The sequence below is a fragment of the Polaromonas naphthalenivorans CJ2 genome (assembly GCF_000015505.1).
GTDB classification, from domain to species: domain Bacteria; phylum Pseudomonadota; class Gammaproteobacteria; order Burkholderiales; family Burkholderiaceae_C; genus Polaromonas; species Polaromonas naphthalenivorans.
The window spans coordinates 92068-110862 of record NC_008781.1 but is presented as its reverse complement, the minus strand read 5'-3'; the positions used below and the strand labels follow the sequence as shown (position 1 = coordinate 110862).

The following is an 18795-nucleotide window of genomic DNA, read 5'->3' as shown; positions in this document are numbered from 1 at the left end:
ATTATCGTCTCTTGCAGAGCCGGCAAGCCTTGCCGGCTCTGCCCAGTCTGCAGCGCAAAGCTGCCTGAAGAACCCAACGGAACCCAGCGCCGGATCGGCCGCGCCGCCTGAGCCAGTCCGGCCGTCATGGCATCGCCAAATCTCTCTCACCGCCACATAAATCGCGCATAACCTCATGCATGTTTTGCATATCTTTTGAGGGTCATGATGTGGCAACTGATGGTGATGTTCTTAAAATGGCTCTTCCGGGCAATCGTGGAGAGAACAACAACGACACCATCAGCCGCCAGAACCAGCTCCCCCGTTTCCTTCATGAATGGCCGCCTCGCCTTGAAGCGGCGCAAAGTCTTATTTCGAAAAACGTCCCGGCCTTGACGCGTGCCAAGCGCGGTCATTGGCCGGCGTTTATCGAAATCACGCTTTTTACTTTGGAGTTTTCACGATGAACCAACCTGCCATGCAAGGGCTCAATCTCAATACGCCCGCCTACGTCAAGAACGCAAAACTGATCGCTTGGGTCGCCGACATGGTGGCCCTGTGCAAGCCCGACACGGTGTACTGGTGCGACGGCAGCGACGCCGAATACCAGCGCCTGTGCCAGCAACTGGTCGATGCCGGCACCTTCAAGAAGCTCAACGAAGCCAAGCGCCCGAACAGCTATCTAGCCTGCTCCGACCCGAGCGACGTGGCCCGCGTCGAAGACCGCACCTACATCTGCTCGGCCAAAGAAGAAAACGCCGGCCCGACCAACAACTGGATGGAACCGAGCGAAATGCGCGCCACGCTGCAGCCGCTGTTTGACGGCTGCATGCGCGGCCGCACCATGTATGTGGTGCCTTTCAGCATGGGTCCGCTGGGCTCACCGATTGCCCATATCGGCATCGAACTGTCCGACAGCCCTTACGTCGCCGTCAACATGAAGATCATGACGCGCATGGGCAAGGCCGTGTTTGAGGTGCTGGGCACTGAGGGCGACTTCGTGCCTTGCGTGCACACCGTGGGCGCGCCGCTGGCCGAAGGCGAGCAGGATGTGACGTGGCCTTGCAACAAGACCAAGTACATCGTGCATTACCCCGAAACGCGCGAAATCTGGTCCTACGGCTCGGGCTACGGCGGCAATGCGCTGCTGGGCAAAAAGTGCTTTGCGTTGCGCATCGCCTCCAACATGGGCCGCGACGAAGGCTGGCTGGCCGAGCACATGCTGATTCTGGGCGTGACCAATCCCGAAGGCAAAAAATACCACGTGGCGGCGGCTTTCCCGTCGGCCTGCGGCAAGACCAACTTCTCGATGCTGGTGCCGCCCGCCGGCTTTGACGGCTGGAGCGTCACCACCATCGGCGACGACATTGCCTGGATCAAGCCGGCCGCCGACGGCAAGCTCTACGCCATCAACCCCGAAGCCGGCTACTTTGGCGTGGCCCCCGGCACCAACATGCTGACCAACCCGAACTGCATGCTCAGCGTTCGCGGCAACACGATTTTCACCAACGTCGCGCTGACCGACGACGGCGATGTCTGGTGGGAAGGCATGGAGCAGGACGCGCCCGGCAAGGCACTGCCAGACCACCTGATCGACTGGCAAGGCAAGGACTGGACGCCGCAAATCGCGAAAGAAACCGGCGCCAAGGCCGCGCACCCCAACTCACGCTTCACCGTCGCCGCTACCAACAACCCGGCGCTCGACAGCGCCTGGGACGACCCGAAAGGCGTGGCGATTGACGCCTTCATCTTCGGCGGCCGCCGCTCGACCACCGTGCCGCTGGTGACCGAGGCGCGCAGCTGGGTCGAAGGCGTGTACATGGCCGCCACGATGGGCAGCGAGACCACCGCCGCCGCAACCGGCCAGGCCGGCGTGGTGCGCCGCGACCCGTTCGCGATGCTGCCGTTCATGGGCTACAACATGAGCGACTATTTCCAGCACTGGCTGGACCTGGGCAAAAAGCTCGCGGCTTCCGGCGCCACGCTGCCAAAGATCTACACCACCAACTGGTTCCGCAAGGGCACCGACGGCAAGTTTGTCTGGCCCGGCTACGGCGAAAACATGCGCGTGCTGGCCTGGATGATTGACCGCATCGAAGGCAAGGGCCAGGGCGAAGACCATGTGACCGGCATCAGCCCGAGCTACGAAGACCTGAACTGGACCGGCCTGGACTTCAGCGCCGATCAGTTCAACACCGTCACCAGCATCGACAAGGCCGCCTGGCTGAAGGAACTGGAACTGCATGCCGAGCTGTTCAAGCAGCTTGAGCACCACCTGCCCAAGGAACTGGGCGAGACCAAAGCCGAGATCGAACGCCGCCTGGCGGCCTGAAGCCCATCCGGGTTCCGGGCAAAGCGCCCGGACACAAAAAAAGCCACCTGACAGGTGGCTTTTTTTCATGGCGCTCCGCCTGGCTGGCGGGGCTTCCTGGCGATGGACGTTTTACAGGTAATGGCGCTCATAGGCGCGCAAGATCGAGTAGCTGCGTGACTTCAGCGCACGCTCGGCCCTTGCCGTTGCAGCCGGGACGGCATTCGCTTCGGCCTGGACTTCGCTGCGCGTGATGGCCATCTGCAGGTCAGCCATGATGCGTGGATCGGCTTTGGCACTGGCCCACAGGCGCTGGTCGGCGCGTGCTTCAGCCAGGGCGAGCGACCAGGCATCCAGGCTGCGCTTGAAGCGCATGCCCGTGGCACGGAGCGCGCCGGCAAAGAAAGCGAGCAGCGCGAACAGCGCCAGCCACAAGCCCACCCAGATCATCAGCAAATGGCTTTCATCCGCGCTGTCCATGACTTCATAAGCCACGGCCATGACGGCGGCCGCCATGGCGGAACCCAGCAGCAGCGCGACGCCGCGTTTGCCGGCAATGCCTTCGGGCAGGTGTTGCGCGGCATCCATCACAGCTTCGACACGGTCGGCACCATGGTGATGGTCAGAGTAGGGGTTGTTGATAAAGTAGGTCATGATGGATTCCTTGGACTGTGTTGCTACGGTTTATGGACAGCAGATGGATGGATATTAGGGTTTTCACTAATACTATTCAACTTTATATCTGTGATGTTATTCATTCATGCTAGTGATATATAAAACAGACTGCCGACAGGAAGACTTGTGACCCCTCCCAATTTCCGCACCCTGGACCTCAACCTGCTGCGTGTTTTTGACGAGGTCATGGCCGAGCGCAGCCTCACGCGGGCGGCGCGCAACCTGTCGCTGACGCAGCCGGCCGTCAGCAATGCCCTGCGCCGGCTGCGCGAGACGCTGGGCGACGATCTGGTGCAGCGCAGCGGCCAGGGCATGGCGCCCACGCCACGCGCGGTGGTGATCTGGCCGGCCGTGCGCGAGGCCCTGCGGCAGCTGCAGGCGTCGCTGATTCCCAACGAGTTCGTTGCCGCCGAGGCGACGACCGCCTTTGTGCTGGCCATGGCCGACGCGACGGCGGCCGAACTGATCCCGGGCCTGAGTGAAATCCTGGAGCGCGAAGCCCGGGGCGTGAGCATCCGGGTGCTGCCGCTGACCACGCGCGACCCCAGGCGGATGCTCGACGAGCAAGCCTGCGATCTGGCGGTCGGCTATTTCCCGTCGGTGGTGCCCGACCTGACGGCCAAGGAGCAGAACGGCGAGGCGATGCCGTTTTTCTTCCAGCGGCTGTACGATGGCGAATATGTCTGCGTGATGCGCAAGGACCATCCGCTGGCTGGCGGCGTGCTGAGCCTGGACGACTTTTGCAACGCCCGCCACATGCTGGTGAGTTTTTCCGGCCGGCCTTACGGGTTCATCGACGAATCGCTGGCCGCGCTCGGCCGGGAGCGGCGGGTGGTGCTGACGGTGAACCAGTTCTTCACCGCCGGCCAGGTGGTGGCCCATTCCAACCTGCTGACCGTGCTGCCACGGCATTTTGTACGGGTGACCGGCATTGCCGAGCAACTGGCGCTGCAGACCCTGCCGTTTGCCGTGTCGCCGGTGCATGTCGATTCGCTATGGCACCGTCGCTCCGAGCAGCGCAGCGCGCATGTCTGGCTGCGCCAGGCGATCCTGCGGGCGGCCGAAAAGGCTTTTTCGATCTGAAAAGGGCACCGGCGCCGTTCAGGCCCGGCCCAAAACTCAGCGAACGACGCTGAGGAAGGCGCGGGCGGCGCGGCGCAATTCCTGCGCCTGGCGTGGGTCGCGTCCGGCACCGGCGTCGGCGCGCTCCATCAATTGGTGGGCAACGTCGCCGGCAGATGCCAGGCTCTTGTTGAAAGACATCAAACTGGCGATTTTGGAAAGAATGCGGAACATAGGAAAAACTGCCTGGGCAGTGTTAAAAATTGCGATACCTACAGAGTAAGGGTTTTCCCTAGGTTTGCAAGCCCAGGCAAGGCGCAAAGCCATGCCGATCCTGCATGGCTGCATTCATGCCAGCAGCCGGGCCAGCGGCAAAAGCCCGGAGCGGGACGGCTGGCCGGCCTTCCCGCACAATCGACCGTGTGAACATCCAGCTGCTTTCCGACCTGCACCTTGAATCGAACCCGTACTTCAAGGCCACGCCCCTGCCCGGCGCCGACCTGCTGGTACTGGCGGGCGATATCGGCTCTTACCAGCGCGGCTCCCTGCTGGGCAGCCTGGGCATCGAGGACTTTGGCCTGGCGCGGTTTTCGCCGCTGCCGGTGGCGCAGGGCGGCGCGGGCTGGCCGACGCCGGTCCTGTTCGTGCCCGGCAACCATGAGTACGATGGCCTGGATTTCGAGCAAGCCGATGCCCGGCTGCGTGACACCTGCCGGCGCCTGGGCCTGATCTGGCTGGAACGCGAGTCCGTGGTGCTTGCCGGCGTGCGTTTTGTCGGCTGCACCTTGTGGACCGATTTTGATGCGCTGACGGCCCGCCAGGCCGCAGCCAGCCCGGCACAGGCGGACAGCATCACGCTGGCCGAACAGCTCAAGGCACGCGAAAAAGCCTTTCGCGCCGCCAACTTTTACCTCAAGAAGAACCACGCCCTGCGCCAGGGCCAGCCGATGCTGGCCGAAGCCATGCGCGAGGAAAGCCTGAAAAGCCAGGCCTGGCTGCGCCGGGCGCTGGCGCAGCCTTTTGACGGCCCGACGGTGGCGGTGACGCACTTTGCGCCCAGCCTGCTGAGCGCCGACCCGCGCTATGGCATAGCGCCGGGAACGGCCGGATTCTGCAATTCGCTGGACGAGCTGCTGCCGCTGGCCAGACTGTGGCTGCATGGCCACCTGCACTGCCCGAATGACTACGTCAAACACGGCTGCCGCGTGGTCGCCAATCCGCTGGGCTATGCGCGCAAGGGTGAACAGGAGGCGTTCCGGCCATCGCTGTGCATTGCGCTCAAGCCATAGCCCGTCTTTCAGTGGTGAAATTACAGGCTGCAGGCCTGCCCGTGGCTAAACTTAAGCTTTTGAACAAACAAGGAGCACTCCATGAAGATTCTTCTGGCCGTTGACGGCAGCAGCTACACCAAAAAAATGCTGGCCTACCTGGTCACGCATGACGCGCTGTTTGATGCCAAGAATGAGTACGCCGTTCTCACGGTGCAGCCCGCCTTGCCTCCACACGCACGCGCGGCCGTGGGCAAGGAAATCGTGGACAGCTATTACGCCGAGGAAACCGGCAAGGTCATGGCGCCGGTGGCCGAATTCCTCAAGCACCACGGCATCATTGCCAAAAGCGACTGGAAGGTGGGTCCGGCCGGCGAAACCATTGCCAAATTTGCCGACGAGGGCAAGTTCGATCTGCTGATCATGGGCTCGCACGGCCATGGCGCGCTCGGCAACCTGATCATGGGCTCGGTGACCACCCAGGTTCTGGCGCACAGCAAGGTGCCGGTGCTGCTGGTTCGCTAGGGTTGCAGCCTGCGCAGGCTCTTGATTCACTATCAAAACAATAGCTACTCAAGCATATTCACCCTGCGCAAACAGCCTGAATGGCTTGGAAATCTTGCCGGGCCGGCGCCTTTGATGCCTCAGGCCGCCGCCGCGCCCAGCGTGAAGTAAAACGTGGCGCCCTCGCCTTGCACCGACTCCGCCCAGACCCTGCCGCCGTGGCGCGCAATGATGCGCTGCACGGTGGCCAGGCCAATGCCGGTTCCGGCAAATTCAGCCTCGGTATGCAGGCGCTGGAAGGCGCCAAACAGCTTTGCGGCATAGGCCATGTCAAAGCCGGCGCCGTTGTCGCGCACAAAGTAGGCCTTTTCACCCTCGCCGCTGGCCATCTGGCCCACCGTGATGCAGGTTTCGGCCTTGCCGGAGGTGAACTTCCAGGCATTGCCCAGCAGGTTGTCGAGCACCTGCCTGAGCAGGCGCGGGTCTCCCTGCACCCTCATGCCGGGCTCGACCTGCAGCCGGGCGATCCGGCCCGGCTCACGCTCGTGCAGCCCGGACAGCAGCGCCCCGGCACTGGCGCTGAGGTCAACCGCCTCCCAGACCAGGCTGGAGCGTGACACCTGCGCCAGCGCCAGCATGGCGTCGATCAGGTCGCCCATTTGCCGCGCGCCCGAACGGATGCGCGCCAGGCAATGCCGGCTGCGCTCGGTCAGTGGCGCGCTGTCCGGGCGGGTCAGCGACTTTTCAAGCAAGGTGCTGAAGCCGTCGATGCTGCTGAGCGGGGTGCGCAAGTCATGCGAGACCGAATAGGAAAACGCCTCCAGTTGCTGGTTGGCAAACCTCAGCTGCGCGGTGCGCTGCTCGACCCGCTCTTCAAGACTGGCGTTGAGCTGCAGGATTTCCTCGCGCGCCTGACTGCGCTCCAGCCGTGTACGCAGGCTGACAATGCCGAACGCCAGGTTGTCGGCCAGTTCCTGCAGAAGGTTGACCTCTTCGGGGGCAAACTCCTGAACCTGTCCGGCATACAGGCACAGCACCCCAAAACTGCGCTGTTCGCTGCATAAAGGCAGCATGAGGACGCTGTGATAGCCGCGCTGCACCGCAGCATCGGTCCAGTGGAACTGGCTGCCCGGCTTGCTGATGTCACTGACTTGCTGCGGTCGTCCCGTGCGGATGGCCTGGCCAGCAGGCCCCTGCCCCCCGGGCAGGTCATCGCGCCAGTAAAGCGTGATGACGTCGAGGTAACCCAATTCGCTGCCCGCATGGGCCACCGGCTGGATCTTTTTTTCCTCGTCATCGCTGGCATAGCCCACCCAGGCCATGCGGTAGCCGCCCACCTCCACCGCCACGCGGCACACCTCGGCCAGCAAGCCGGCTTCGTCATGGATGCGGTTGATGGCAATGCTGGAGCGGCTCAGCATCTGCAGTGCCCGGTGGGTGCTGATCAATGCGATTTCGGCGAGCTTGCTTTCGGTGATGTCGCGCGCCGTCCCCACCACCCGGACCACCTCGCCGGCATCATTGAACATGGGATAGGAGCGGTCGCGTATCCAGCGGGTCCGGCCATCGGTTGACAGAATGCGGTACTCCACATTGGCGTTCTGCCCGGCCGCATTGCGCGCATCGGCCCGCACCATGACGTGCCGGTCTTCGGGCAGCACGGCATCGGCACGGGAGACGGGCGCGGCGTACAGGCTTTCGCAGCTGCGGCCCCAGACCTTCTCGTAGCGTGGGCTGACATAGCGCAGGCGCGGGCTGCCGTGGTGAATATCCAGGTTGTAAAAAACGTCTTCGATGTTTTCCGCGAGTTCCCGAAAGTTCGCTTCACTGCCGATGAGTTCTGCCTTGACCCGGGCGCGCTCCAGCGCCAGCCGTGCCAGCCGGGTGGCCGTGGCGATCAAGGCCAGGTCGGCGGGAAGCGGCCCGCCGGGCGCGCGGCGATAAATGGCGAAGGTCGCCAGCACCTCGCCATCGCCTGCCACCACCGGCGTACTCCAGCAGGCGCGCAAGCCGTGGGCGGCCAGCAGTTCCTGGTAGCCGTGCATGCGCGCGTCCTGCGTAACGTCTTCAATGATCACGCTTTCCTTGCGAAACGCCGCCGTCCCACAGGCCCCAACCCCTTCGGCAATCGGCAAGCCGTCAATCGCCCGGACAAAGTCTGGCGGCAAGCTGGGCGCAATGCCGTGGCGCAGTTGTCCACCTTCGGCCATCAGGATGGAACACAGGCTTTGCGGCGCGCTCTTTTCAATCAGCAGCACAATCGCTTCAAGCGATTCGCCCAGCGCTGCGCCGCCCGCGATCAGCACCAGTACATTCTCCTGCGCCAGGGCAAAACTTTCTGCCGCCTTGGTTTGGGTGACATCAATGAACACCGCCAGGGCGCCGATCTGCTGGCCTTGCGGGTCAAGCAAGGGCCGGGTGCTCATTCTCAAAATGCGGTTCTGGCTGTCAGGGCTGGAAAACACCAGGTCCAGCTTGTCGATGCTGACGCCGCGCAGGGTCTGCTTCAGCGGCCCGTCAGACGCCATGATTTGTCCATCAAGCATCCTCAGCGGGTTGATTTTTCGCCATTCATCAAACAGCATGTCGGTCGCTGGCACGCAAAATATCTTGCGCGCAGCAGCATTGAACAGCATGAACCGGCCGCCGGCATCGACGGCAATCACGCCTTCGCTCATGCTGTTGAGGATCAGGTCACGCATGGCGCGCTCTGCGTCGGCCTGGCGCAGGGCCGCGTCCCGCTCACTGCATTGCGCTTGCAGAGATTGCGCCATGCGATTGAAAGCCAGTCCCAGGCGGCCAATCTCATCCTGATTCCAGCGGCCGAGCCTGACGCGCGCATGAAGATTGCCACGCGCGATTTCGTTGGCTTCCTCCAGGATGGCATTGGCCGGATTGACCACCAGGCGCCTGCCCATGGCCCACGCGCAGGCCATGCCAAAAGCCGTCACGCCCAGCAGCGCGGCAAGATCGGCCAGCAGCAAGGCGCGCGGCGCGGCGGTAAGGACATCGCGCGGCACGCTGATGGCCACGAACAGTCCGCCCTGCGAGCCACTGACCGGGGCAAAGGCATACACCTGCTCAATGCCGCCGGCATCCGCCGCCTCGCGCACCTCCGGCTGCAACGACTGCAGGGCGCCCAGCACCACGGCGTCCGGCTCCCTGCTGCCGGCCAGGCCGGCAGCGGGCGGATGCGCCGCCAGGACGATGCCGTTGCGGTCGATCACCCGCAACCGCGCCCCTTCGACGACCGGCTCGGCGGCCAGGACAGCGGCAAACTCCTGAATGGCAATGCCGGCAAACGCAACGCCGTTGAGGACACCTTCACCGCTGTACACCGGCACGCCGAAAGCCATGCCGGGCCTGCCGCTTGAGCGCGCCACCACATAATCGCCGACCGAAAACGCCTGCCCGCCAAGCACCTGCCTGAAGAAGCTTCGGTCGGCCAAATTGACCGGGGCGCCGGAGTTAACCGCGTCACAGGAAAGCCGGCCGTCCAGATCAGCGACGCCCAGATTGGAATAGCCAGGATCCTGAGCCTGCAGATTCTTGAGGAACTGCACGCACAGGCGATTTCGCGGGTTCTTGATGGAGGGGCCGCTGGCGATGTCGCCAAGCAACTGGGCCACCCGCTCGACCAGGCGCTGCTGGTGCGCGGCCGCGAGCAAGGCCTGGGACTGCAGGCTGGCCCTGGCCAGCGCCAGCACGGCTTGCTGGTTTTTTGCAGCCGAGCAGCTAAACAGGCTGAATACCGGCACCAGGGCCGCCAGCACCAGCAGCATCAGGCGGGAACGAAGGCCCAGCCGGCTCAGCATCCCGATGTTCCTGTCGTTCTCACTGGCAACCCTGCCAGACGGGGCGCCGGCATGTCGAGGCGTGAGCGCATGGACAGACTTTCAGGCCGGCATGGGTTGCTGACATGCACGGGTGTAGTTACTGCTTGCGCTGGACAAACAGGTTGCGCTTGGCGTCCTCGGGATAGGCAAAGGTCACCGCGCCATCTTTCACCATGCCCATGACCAGCATGTTTTGCGTCGTGGCTTCCTTGTCCTGCTTGCTGAAAGGCTGCTCGTAGGTGGCGATGACGCCGTAGTAAGGGCGGTTTTTGCTTTCGAGCGCCGCCTTGATGGCCGGGCCGGTGAGTTTGCCGTCGCGTATGCCGAACAGCGAATGCACCAGAACGTAGACCGCGTCATAGCCCTGCGCGGCGGCCATCGGGACCGGGATTTTCCTGACCTTGTACTTGCGCGCATAGCTGGTCAGAAAGGACGCACGGCGCTCGTTGCTGGGCTCGGCAATGAAGCTCTGCGCCATCAGCGCGCCCTCGGTGGCTTCCTTGCCGCCTTCAATGAAGAAGGGAAAGGACAGCGTCCAGGCGCCGACCTGCGGCACCTTCCAGCCCAGCGCCTGGCGCCCGCGCGCGATCACGGCGTTTTCAGGCCCGACCGTGTAGCTGAACACCACGTTGGCGCCGGCAGCCCTGGCCGCCTTCAGTGGCTCGCCCAGGTCTTTCACGCCCAGCTCAAACCGCGCCACATGCACCGGCTTGAGCTGCCTGGCGGCCAGTGCGGCTTCAACGTCCTTCAGGCCCGCTTCGCCATAGCCGGTGGTGTCGGCAAATATGGCGACCTTGTCCCAGCCGCGCTTGACAATGTCTTCGACCACGAACGGCGCCTGGATGCCGTCACTGGGCGAGGTGCGAAAGATGTAGCTTGCCGGACCCGGGTATTTGGCCGTGAGCGGCGTGCCGGTGGCGCAAGGAATGATCAGCGGCAACTGGTGGGTCTGGTACACCTCCAGCGATTTGGCGGCGACGCCGGTGTTGCAAAAACCGATGGTGGCGGCAACCTTTTCGGCCACCAGTTCCTGCGACAGCTTCAGGCCGACATCGGGATTGGCCTGGTCGTCCTTGCGCACGATTTCTATCTTGCGGCCCAGGTAGCCGCCGCCGGCGTTGATTTCGTCCACGGCCTGCTGGATGCCGTTGAGCATCGGGATGCCAAAGTCTGCCGACGCCCCCGTGAAAGGACCGATGACGCCGATTTTCAGGGTATGGGCCGGGGCGCTTTTTGCCGCCGACGGGTCTTCCTGCGCGCTGGCTGGCAGCGAAAAAGCAAGCATGGCGGCCATGGCGGCAGCAATGCCGGTTGCGGCGCGCAGGCCGGTGAAGCTCAAATAGGCCATTGTTTTCTCCTGGGGGTAACCAAGTATATGAAACAGTTTGTAGCCACGGAGGGCAGGCTTTCCCTAGCCGCGAAGCAGAGGCTGCCTGCAGGAAAGGAACTTCAGGCGACCAGCGCCAGCCCTGCCGACTGGATCAGGGCGGCCGTCAGGGCATCGAGCACTTCGGACTCCAGGTTCCAGCAGTGCCAGTAGAGCTGGATCGGCAGGATGCAGGCCGGTGCCAGGTTGACGAGCAGCCCCTGGTCGATCCGTTCCTGCGCCAGCAGGCGCGGCAGCACGCTGGCGCCCCAGCCCGCCAGCACGGCGCGCACCTGGCCTTCGGACGAGGGCACGAACAGCTGGTTCAGCATGACGCGCTTCAGGCCAAAGGCCTTGCCGACAAATTCGCTCTGCATGTCGTCCTTGCGGTTGAAGGCGACGAACGGAATCTCGCGAAAGTTGTGCGCCGTCAGCGCATCAAAGCCCAGCCGCTCCCGCGCCAGCGCGGGGGTGGCGACGGCCACGTATTCCATCGCGCCGAGCGGCACCACCTTGCAGCCGCGCAAAGCCTGCTTGAGCGTGGTGACGCAGCCCAGCACCTGGCCCTGGCGCAGCCATTCGTGGGTGAAATCCTGGTCGTCGGTGATGATTTCCATCGGCAGGCCCTGCTGCGCCAGCCCGGTCAGCGCGGGCAGCGCCCAGGTGGCGATGCTGTCGGCGTTGATGGCAATCGAGATGCGTTCGTCTTCGCGCGCGCCGCGCAGCGAACTGGGCGCCAGCTCCTTGAGGTCGCGCTCCAGGTCGGCGCGCAGCAGGCGCAGCATCTTGGTGTGCTTGAGCAGCAGCTGGCCGGCCGATGTGGCTTTCAGTGGACGGCTGCGCACGATCAGCACGGTGCCGACCTGCGCCTCCAGCGCGCGCAGCCGCTGCGACACCGCCGACTGGGTGATCGACAAGCGCCGCGCCGCGCGTTCAAAACCGCCCTCTTCCACAATGGCCGCCAGGCATTCCAGCGCATCCGGGTCAAAAGTGCTCATTGAATCGGCTCTCAGTATTAGTGGCTCTGATGATTTAGCTGACAGTTTAATTTGACTGTTATCTGGCGGCAAGCTCCTGCACACTTGGCAACTTCAGAAAAGGGGATTGTCATGAAAGTCGTGGTCTTGGGCGCGGGCATTATCGGCGTGAGCACCGCCTGGCATTTGCTGGAGCGCGGGCATGAAGTCACGGTGGTGGACCGGCAGCCCGACGCCGCGCTGGAGACCAGCTTTGCCAATGCCGCGCAGATTTCCGTCAGCTACTGCGAGCCCTGGGCCAACCGGGACGCGCCGCTGAAGGCGCTGAAATGGATGCTGCGCGACGATGCGCCGCTGCTGTTCAGGCCCCGGCTGCCGTTTGGCGAAGGCTGGCAGCAATGGCGCTGGGGCCTGCAGTTTTTGGCGCAGTGCAACGACGCCGCCTTCGAGCGCAACGTGCAGCAGCTCGTCGCGCTGGGCGCCTACAGCCACGCCGCGCTCAAGGACGTGGTGCGCGCCACCGGCATCGAGTACAACCGGCTGGAGCGCGGCATCGCCCACTACTACACCGAGCAGAAATCGTTCGACACCGCCGGCGACGCGGCCGCGCTGATGCGCAAATACGGCGTGGCGCGCCGGGTGGTTTCCACCGCCGAGCTGCTGAAGATCGAGCCGGCCTTCAGCGCCTTTGCCGACCGCATCGTCGGCGGCACCTACACCGCCAGCGACGAAAGCGGCGATGCCCGGGTCTTCACCCAGGCGCTGGCGCAGCGCTGCGCCGAACGCGGCGTGCAATTTTTATACAGCCATGACGTGGTGCGGCTTGAGAAAACCGGCAATGCTATTAATTCAGTAGCTATACGCGCCCGTGGCACAAGCATAAAAGGCCAAAATGATGCCAAAGTCACGCCATTGACGCAGCTGAAGGCCGATGCGGTGGTGGTGGCCTGCGGCTCCTACACCGCGCCGCTGCTGCGCACCGTCGGCGTTGATCTGCCGATTTATCCGGGCAAGGGCTACAGCGCGACCTTCAAGCTGCTCAAACCCGAGCTGGCGCCCTTTGTCAGCACGATTGACGATGAAGTCAAGTGCGCCATCAGCCGCCTGGGCAACGAGTTGCGCGTGGCCGGAACGATTGAAATCGGTGGCTACGATTTGTCGCTCGACACGCCGGTGGCCAAGGCCAGGTGCCACATGCTGGCCAGGCGCATCGAGGAAGTGCTGCCCGGCGTGTGCGACACGCGGCTCGAAGAAGAAGGCGGCCAGCCGCAGTTCTGGACCGGCCTGCGCCCGGCCACGCCGACCAACATCCCCTACATCGGCAAGACCAAGGTCGATAGGCTGTGGGTCAACGCCGGCCACGGCACGCTGGGCTGGACGCACGGCGCGGGTTCGGGCAAGGCCATGGCCGAACTCCTCAGCGGCGAAGTGCCGGCCATGGCTTTCGGCTTTTACGGCTTTGACCGCACCCGCCGCCAGCCGGGGCTGTCGGTCGCCTGAGCCGGGGAGCGCTCGCTTGCCCTTGCTGCCATGGCCGCCTTGTCGCGCTGGTTGCGTTCTCCTACAGAGAATGCTTTTCCACGCTGACAGCGGGCGCCGGCAAAGCCGGCAACAGTGGCGTGATGACTCAGCAAAAATCCAGCACTTCCCCCGCCAACACGCCCGCCCAGCCCGCCGCCGGCAAGGGCATGCCCGCAAAAAACCCGCAGCCGCAAAAGCCGTTGACAGGCCGGCAGCCCGACCTCAAGGATGCGTCGGTCGAGGCTTCGCTGGAGTTGCCGCGCGACCGTGACCAGGCCAGCGACATGACCAGCGGCCAGACCAGCCCGCTGATCGAGCAGGCAGCGCAGGATGTCAAGGACGGCCTGAAGGACACCAGCAAGGCGCCGGAAATGGACCGGGCCTACAAAAAGCTTTGAGAGTGTGAAGGTGGATTCGGGCCTTGCAACGCGCAGGGCGCCGCGCCGGAAAAAGGCAGCGCAAGCCCCGCAGCCGGCGCGCACCGGAGGCTTTCAGTTAAATTAGCCTCCTATGTCGCCCCTCTCCCCCCTTCGCAAAGCGAGCAGCCCGAGCTTTTCTCCCCTGGAATTCCGCGCCTCGCTGGCCATGTTTGCCACCGGCGTGACCATCGTCACCGCGCGCACGCCGGCCGGCGTGCTGGTCGGCCTGACCGCCAATTCATTCAACTCGGTGTCGCTCAACCCGCCGCTGGTGCTCTGGAGCCTGTCGCAGGCCGCCAGTTCGATGGCTGCGCTGAGCACCGGCTCGCACTACGCCATCAACATCCTGGCGGCCGACCAGAAAGAGCTGGCCGAGCGCTTTGCCAGCCGGCGCGAAGACCGCTGGACGGATGTGGCCTTCACCGAAGGGATTGGCGGCGCGCCGCTGCTCGACGGCGCGGCCGCGACCTTTGAATGCTTCAACCGCAGCCGCTACGAAGAAGGCGACCATGTGATCTTTGTCGGCGAGGTCGAGCGCTGCAGCCACCGCGCCGGCGCCGCGCCGCTGCTGTTTCATGGCGGCAGGTTCTACACCGAGCATCCGCTCTGAGCAGCGGGCGCTGCCGCCCTGATTGATTGGCCCGGTGCCTCCCGCTCAGGGGCTGGCTGACAGGCTTTCCCGGCCCCTGGTCACATCGGCCAGCCACGACTCCAGCTGCTGCGCGCTGATGGGCTTGGCAAAGTGAAAGTTGAAGCCGGCGGCGAACGCGGCCTGCTTGTCCCTGGGCTGGCTGTAGCCGGTGACCGCCGCCAGTACGGTGTTTTCCATGCCGGGTATCCGGTGCAACTGCCGCGCCAGCGTGTAGCCGTCCATGTCGGGCAGGCCGATGTCGAGCAGGCAGATGTCGGGCTGCACCTGGTGCGCGCATTCAATGGCGCTGGCCGGGTGGAACTGCACGAAAACCTCGTGCCCCAGCAGTTCGACGAACATGCCCAGCAGCCGCGCGGCATCGACGTTGTCATCGACCACCATGACGCGCAGCGATTCGCGGGCCGGCACGGCCAAGGCATCGCCGGCATCGAAACGGCGCGGCCCGTCGTCCTGCGGCAGGCGCGGCAGGACCATCGTCAACTCGCTGCCCAGTCCGGCTCCTTCGCTGTGCAGCCTGACCGTTCCGCCATGCAGGTGAACCAGGGTCTGGACCAGGGCCAGGCCGATGCCCAGCCCGCCCTGGGTGCGGTCGGAGGTTCTTTCGCCTTGGGTGAACAGCTCAAAGGCGATGGCCAGCAGCTCGCGGGACATGCCGATGCCGTTGTCGCGCACGCAAACCGTCAGGTGGCTGTCGTCCTCGACCACGCGAAGGGTGATGCGGCCCCCGTCGGGCGTGTACTTGACGGCGTTGTTGAGCACATTGGCCAGCACCTGGACCAGCCGCATCCGGTCGCCCGAAACCAGGTTGCGTTGCGGAGACAGCTGGATGTCCAGATGCTGCGACTTGGCCTGCAGCAAGGGCCTGACCTGCTCGACCGCCTCGGTGACGATGCTGTTCATGTCCAGCGGATTTTTGTCCAGCGTGACCTGGCCCCAGGTGACGCGCGACACATCCAGCAAATCATCAATCAGGCGGGTCATGTGCCCGGCCTGGCGTGAAATCACTTCACTCAATCGCGACAGCCCTTCAGGGTCCAGCGTGCCCGTGGACAGCAGGTGCGCAGCCGTCGCAATCGGCGCCAGGGGGTTGCGCAGTTCGTGGGCGAGCATGGCCAGGAACTCGTCCTTGAGCCGGTCGGCCTGCAGCAAGCCCTCCTGCGCCAGCTTTTGTTCATGAATATCGGTGCAGGTTCCCATCCACCGGACGATGGCGCCTTGTTCGTTGCGAACCGGCAGCGCCCGGCCCAGGTTCCAGCGGTACTGGCCGGAGTGGTGGCGCAGGCGGTATTCGATTTCGTAGGGTTCGCCGGTGGCCAGGCTGTGCCGCCAGTTTTTGGCCGCCTGTAGCTGGTCCTCAAGATGAAACAGCCCCTTCCATCCTTCCCCGACCGTGGAGTCCTGGGGAACGCCGGTGTAGTCGTACCACTGCTGGTTGAAGTAGTCGTGGTAGCCGTCGGGACGCGTGGCCCAGACGATCTGCGGTATGGCATTGGTGATGGTGCGGTACTGGGTCACGGTTTCGCGCAGCGCGGCTTCGATGGCGACGCGGTCGCTGATGTCCATCTGGGCGGCGACGGAGCCGATGATGTCTCCGTCCAGGTTTCGCACCGGCGCGCCGCAGTTCAGGATGGTCCGGCGAATGCCGGGTTTGCCGAAAGGTTCTATCTCGACGGTGTCGCGCGGTGCTTCCTCGCCTTGCAGGGCGCGGGCCAGCGCCCATTCGTGCGCTTCAAGCCGGCAGCCATGCCGGACCGAGCCGTCAGCCCACCAGCCTTTGCGCTCAGCGTAGCCGGCAATGCTTTCCGACGCCGGATGGTCGCCCCAGAGCTGGCGGCTGGCCGGATTGAAGCGCAGGGGTTTTCCGTGCATGTCCGCCATCACGATGGCCACTGGCGCGGCTTGCAGCAAAGCGTTCAACTGCTGGGCCGTCTCCAGGCCGGCGATTCTGCTTTTGCGCAGATCGTCCTCGGTGCGGACCTGCTCCGTGACGTCGTTGCCTTCAATGAAAATGCCGTTGACCACGCCATCCGGAGCGGTGATGGGCTGAAAAATAAAATCCACGAAGCACTGCTCGGGTGGCCCGTCGGCGTGACGCGAAAAGATGACCGGCATCCGGTTGCCAATGAATGGCTGGCCCGTGGCATAGACCTGATCCAGCAGCGCGACATAGCCCTGGTCTTCAATGCCCTGGACTGCCTCACGGAATGTTTTGCCGACCAGATCCTGGCACCCCGCCATCCGAAGGTAGGCGCTATTGGCCAGTTCATAGACATGGCTGGAGCCGTGCACCACGGCCATGAAACTCGGCGCCTGTTCAAACAGGCTGTAAAGCCGACGGGTTTCCGCCTGCCGGTTTTTTTCCGCCAGCACCTTGGCCGTTGTTTCCGTCAGGTTGCAGTACAGCCCGGCAACCGTGCCGTCCGGGCCATCGACAGGCGCATACGAAAAGCTGAACCAGGCCTGTTCGTCCGCACCCTTGCGTCGCAGGGTAAAAACAGCATCTTCAAAATAGACAGGCTCGCCGGACAATGCCTGGTTGACCAGCGGTTCGATCTCGGCCCGGATTTCGGCCCAGGCCTCGTACAAAGGCCGGCCCAGCGCCGCCGGGTGCCTTTCTCCAAGAATGTCCAGGTAGGCATCGTTGTACAAAAGGCTCAACTCCGGCCCCCAGGCCAGAAACACCGGCGTTCTGCAGTGAAGCATGAGGCCGGCCACCGTCTTGAGCGGCTGCGGCCAGGAAGCAGGACTGCCCAGCCCGGAGGTGGACCAGTCATGCGCCCGCATCTGGGTTTGCACAACGCCGGCACCCTTTAAAAAGCCGGTTGATGCTTTGGATGGGTCAGCCAAAATTTGATTTCTTTAAATAATTCCAGACCGTTACATCGTTGCATGCTAATGCAATCAAGCAGCAACCGCTAACATTTGGTCGCTCAAAAATTGTTACTGTTTTGCAGCGGATGGCCTTGACGACGCCCGATAGACCGCGCAGTCAAAGCGGCTATCGGCGGCGCAGGCAGCAGGCCTGAATGCTTCTTTGAAACCGGCCAGGGCACCCCCGGTTGCGTGTCAAGGCTCTCCTGCATCAAACTGCCGACCGTCTGGCAGGTTATCTTCCCGTCATGTCGCTTCGTTCCGCCTTTCCCGCCCTTGCCTCGGCGCTGCTCTTCGGCGCCAGCACGCCCCTGGCCAAGCTGCTGGCCGGCAACATGCCACCCTTGCTGCTGGCCGGCCTGCTCTACCTGGGCAGCGGCCTGGGACTGGGCATGCTGCTGCTGTTGCGGCGCCTGCGCGAGCGCCTTCGCGGCCAGCCGGTCACGCGGCTGCACATTGCGCGCGCCGAGCTGCCCTGGCTGCTGGGCGCCATCGTCGCGGGCGGCCTGCTGGGGCCGGCGCTGTTCATGCTCGGCCTGGCGCAGACGAGCGCCGCATCAGCGTCGCTGCTGCTGAACCTCGAAGGCATGCTGACGGCGGTCATTGCCTGGCTGGCTTTCCGGGAAAACGCCGACCGCCGCATCGTCCTGGGCATGCTGGCGATTGCGCTGGGCGGCGTGCTGCTGTCCTGGGAGCCGGGCGGCGCGACGTTCTCGCCCGGCTCCCTGCTGATCGCCGGCGCCTGCCTGTGCTGGGCGTTGGACAACAACCTGACGCGCAAGGTGTCGGCCAATGACGCGCTGCTGCTGGCCTGCCTCAAGGGCCTGCTGGCCGGCATGGGCAACACCGCCATCGCCCTGTACGGCGGCGCGGTGCTGCCGGCCGCGCCGGCCCTGGGCTATGCCGGCGTCGTGGGTTTCCTGGGCTACGGGCTGAGCCTGAGCCTGTTCGTGGTGGCGCTGCGAACGCTGGGCAGCGCGCGCACCGGCGCCTACTTTTCGGTCGCGCCTTTGTTCGGCGTGCTGGTTTCGCTGGCCATCTGGCCCGACATGCCGGGCCTGCTGTTCTGGACAGCGGCGGCGCTGATGGGCTTTGGCGTCTGGCTGCACCTGAGCGAGCGGCATGCGCATGCGCACACGCACGAGCCGCTGCGGCACAGCCATGCGCACCGGCACGACGCGCATCACCGGCATGCGCATGATTTCGCCTGGGATGAAAAATCGCCGCATGCGCATGAACACCAGCACGAGGCGCTGACCCACAGCCACGCCCACTACCCGGACATTCACCACCGGCATCCGCACCCGCATTGAAGGGCACGTGCCAATTGCTTACGCCCGGGCGCTGGCTTTTT

The 18795-nt window shown here is 64.2% G+C and carries 15 protein-coding genes; 9 read left to right on the top strand and 6 right to left on the bottom strand.

Annotation, left to right across the window (positions count from 1 at the left end):
- Window positions 1-209 precede the first annotated feature (209 nt).
- Together PNAP_RS26725 and PNAP_RS00510 are read left to right on the top strand one after the other, a co-directional pair.
- Window positions 210-446, top strand: a complete 237-nt coding sequence (locus PNAP_RS26725) for a hypothetical protein (protein ID WP_157040180.1) — start codon at window positions 210-212, stop codon at window positions 444-446.
- A complete protein-coding gene (locus tag PNAP_RS00510) occupies window positions 443-2311 on the top strand; it encodes a phosphoenolpyruvate carboxykinase (GTP) (RefSeq protein ID WP_011799537.1) in 1869 nt (622 codons plus the stop codon). The genes PNAP_RS26725 and PNAP_RS00510 overlap by 4 nt, the downstream gene beginning before the upstream one ends.
- 111 nt (window positions 2312-2422) lie before the next feature.
- Here the strand turns inward: PNAP_RS00510 and PNAP_RS00505 are convergent, their stop codons facing one another.
- The gene (locus tag PNAP_RS00505) at window positions 2423-2944 is read right to left on the bottom strand and encodes a hypothetical protein (protein ID WP_011799536.1); all 522 of its coding nucleotides are present in this window, start codon (window positions 2942-2944) and stop codon (window positions 2423-2425) included.
- A 207-nt stretch (window positions 2945-3151) separates the two neighbouring features.
- Here PNAP_RS00505 and PNAP_RS00500 point away from each other — a divergent pair, with 207 nt between their 5' ends.
- On the top strand, window positions 3152-4048 hold the full coding sequence (locus tag PNAP_RS00500; RefSeq protein ID WP_049763727.1) for a LysR family transcriptional regulator: 897 nt from the start codon (window positions 3152-3154) through the stop codon (window positions 4046-4048).
- A gap of 36 nt (window positions 4049-4084) precedes the next feature.
- On the opposite strand, the gene PNAP_RS26720 is transcribed toward PNAP_RS00500, so the two are convergent.
- Window positions 4085-4261 carry a hypothetical protein gene (locus PNAP_RS26720; RefSeq protein WP_157040179.1) on the bottom strand — a complete coding sequence of 59 codons (177 nt, stop codon included), beginning with the start codon at window positions 4259-4261 and terminating at the stop codon, window positions 4085-4087.
- A 188-nt stretch (window positions 4262-4449) separates the two neighbouring features.
- On the opposite strand from PNAP_RS26720, the gene PNAP_RS00495 reads away from it, so the two are divergent.
- Both PNAP_RS00495 and PNAP_RS00490 read left to right on the top strand, forming a co-directional pair.
- Entirely contained in the window at window positions 4450-5316 is an 867-nt protein-coding gene (locus tag PNAP_RS00495; protein ID WP_041376426.1) for a metallophosphoesterase, read from the top strand.
- Window positions 5317-5397: 81 nt separating this feature from the next.
- Window positions 5398-5820 (top strand): universal stress protein, encoded by a 423-nt coding sequence (locus PNAP_RS00490; RefSeq protein ID WP_011799533.1) that lies wholly within the window; start codon window positions 5398-5400, stop codon window positions 5818-5820.
- Between the two features lie 119 nt (window positions 5821-5939).
- Here PNAP_RS00490 and PNAP_RS00485 read toward each other — a convergent pair whose 3' ends face one another.
- From PNAP_RS00485 to PNAP_RS00475, 3 genes are all read right to left on the bottom strand, one after another.
- The gene (locus PNAP_RS00485; protein ID WP_011799532.1) at window positions 5940-9614 is read right to left on the bottom strand and encodes a GAF domain-containing protein; all 3675 of its coding nucleotides are present in this window, start codon (window positions 9612-9614) and stop codon (window positions 5940-5942) included.
- Between the two features lie 118 nt (window positions 9615-9732).
- Window positions 9733-10983, bottom strand: a complete 1251-nt coding sequence (locus PNAP_RS00480; RefSeq protein ID WP_011799531.1) for an ABC transporter substrate-binding protein — start codon at window positions 10981-10983, stop codon at window positions 9733-9735.
- Between the two features lie 101 nt (window positions 10984-11084).
- On the bottom strand, window positions 11085-11999 hold the full coding sequence (locus PNAP_RS00475; protein WP_011799530.1) for a LysR family transcriptional regulator ArgP: 915 nt from the start codon (window positions 11997-11999) through the stop codon (window positions 11085-11087).
- A 111-nt stretch (window positions 12000-12110) separates the two neighbouring features.
- On the opposite strand from PNAP_RS00475, the gene PNAP_RS00470 reads away from it, so the two are divergent.
- The 3 genes from PNAP_RS00470 to PNAP_RS00460 all read left to right on the top strand — a co-directional run bounded on the left by PNAP_RS00470 (window position 12111) and on the right by PNAP_RS00460 (window position 14528).
- Window positions 12111-13478 carry a D-amino acid dehydrogenase gene (locus PNAP_RS00470; protein ID WP_011799529.1) on the top strand — a complete coding sequence of 456 codons (1368 nt, stop codon included), beginning with the start codon at window positions 12111-12113 and terminating at the stop codon, window positions 13476-13478.
- 122 nt (window positions 13479-13600) lie between these two features.
- Window positions 13601-13897 (top strand): hypothetical protein, encoded by a 297-nt coding sequence (locus tag PNAP_RS00465; RefSeq protein ID WP_011799528.1) that lies wholly within the window; start codon window positions 13601-13603, stop codon window positions 13895-13897.
- A gap of 112 nt (window positions 13898-14009) precedes the next feature.
- Window positions 14010-14528, top strand: coding sequence for a flavin reductase family protein (locus PNAP_RS00460; RefSeq protein WP_011799527.1), 519 nt, complete (start codon window positions 14010-14012; stop codon window positions 14526-14528).
- Window positions 14529-14573: 45 nt separating this feature from the next.
- Here PNAP_RS00460 and PNAP_RS24825 read toward each other — a convergent pair whose 3' ends face one another.
- Complete coding sequence (locus PNAP_RS24825) at window positions 14574-17417, bottom strand: PAS domain-containing hybrid sensor histidine kinase/response regulator (protein ID WP_157040178.1); 2844 nt, start codon at window positions 17415-17417, stop codon at window positions 14574-14576.
- Window positions 17418-17689: 272 nt separating this feature from the next.
- Between PNAP_RS24825 and PNAP_RS00450 the strand changes: the two genes are divergently transcribed.
- Window positions 17690-18754, top strand: coding sequence for a DMT family transporter (locus tag PNAP_RS00450; RefSeq protein ID WP_011799525.1), 1065 nt, complete (start codon window positions 17690-17692; stop codon window positions 18752-18754).
- Window positions 18755-18795 lie beyond the last annotated feature (41 nt).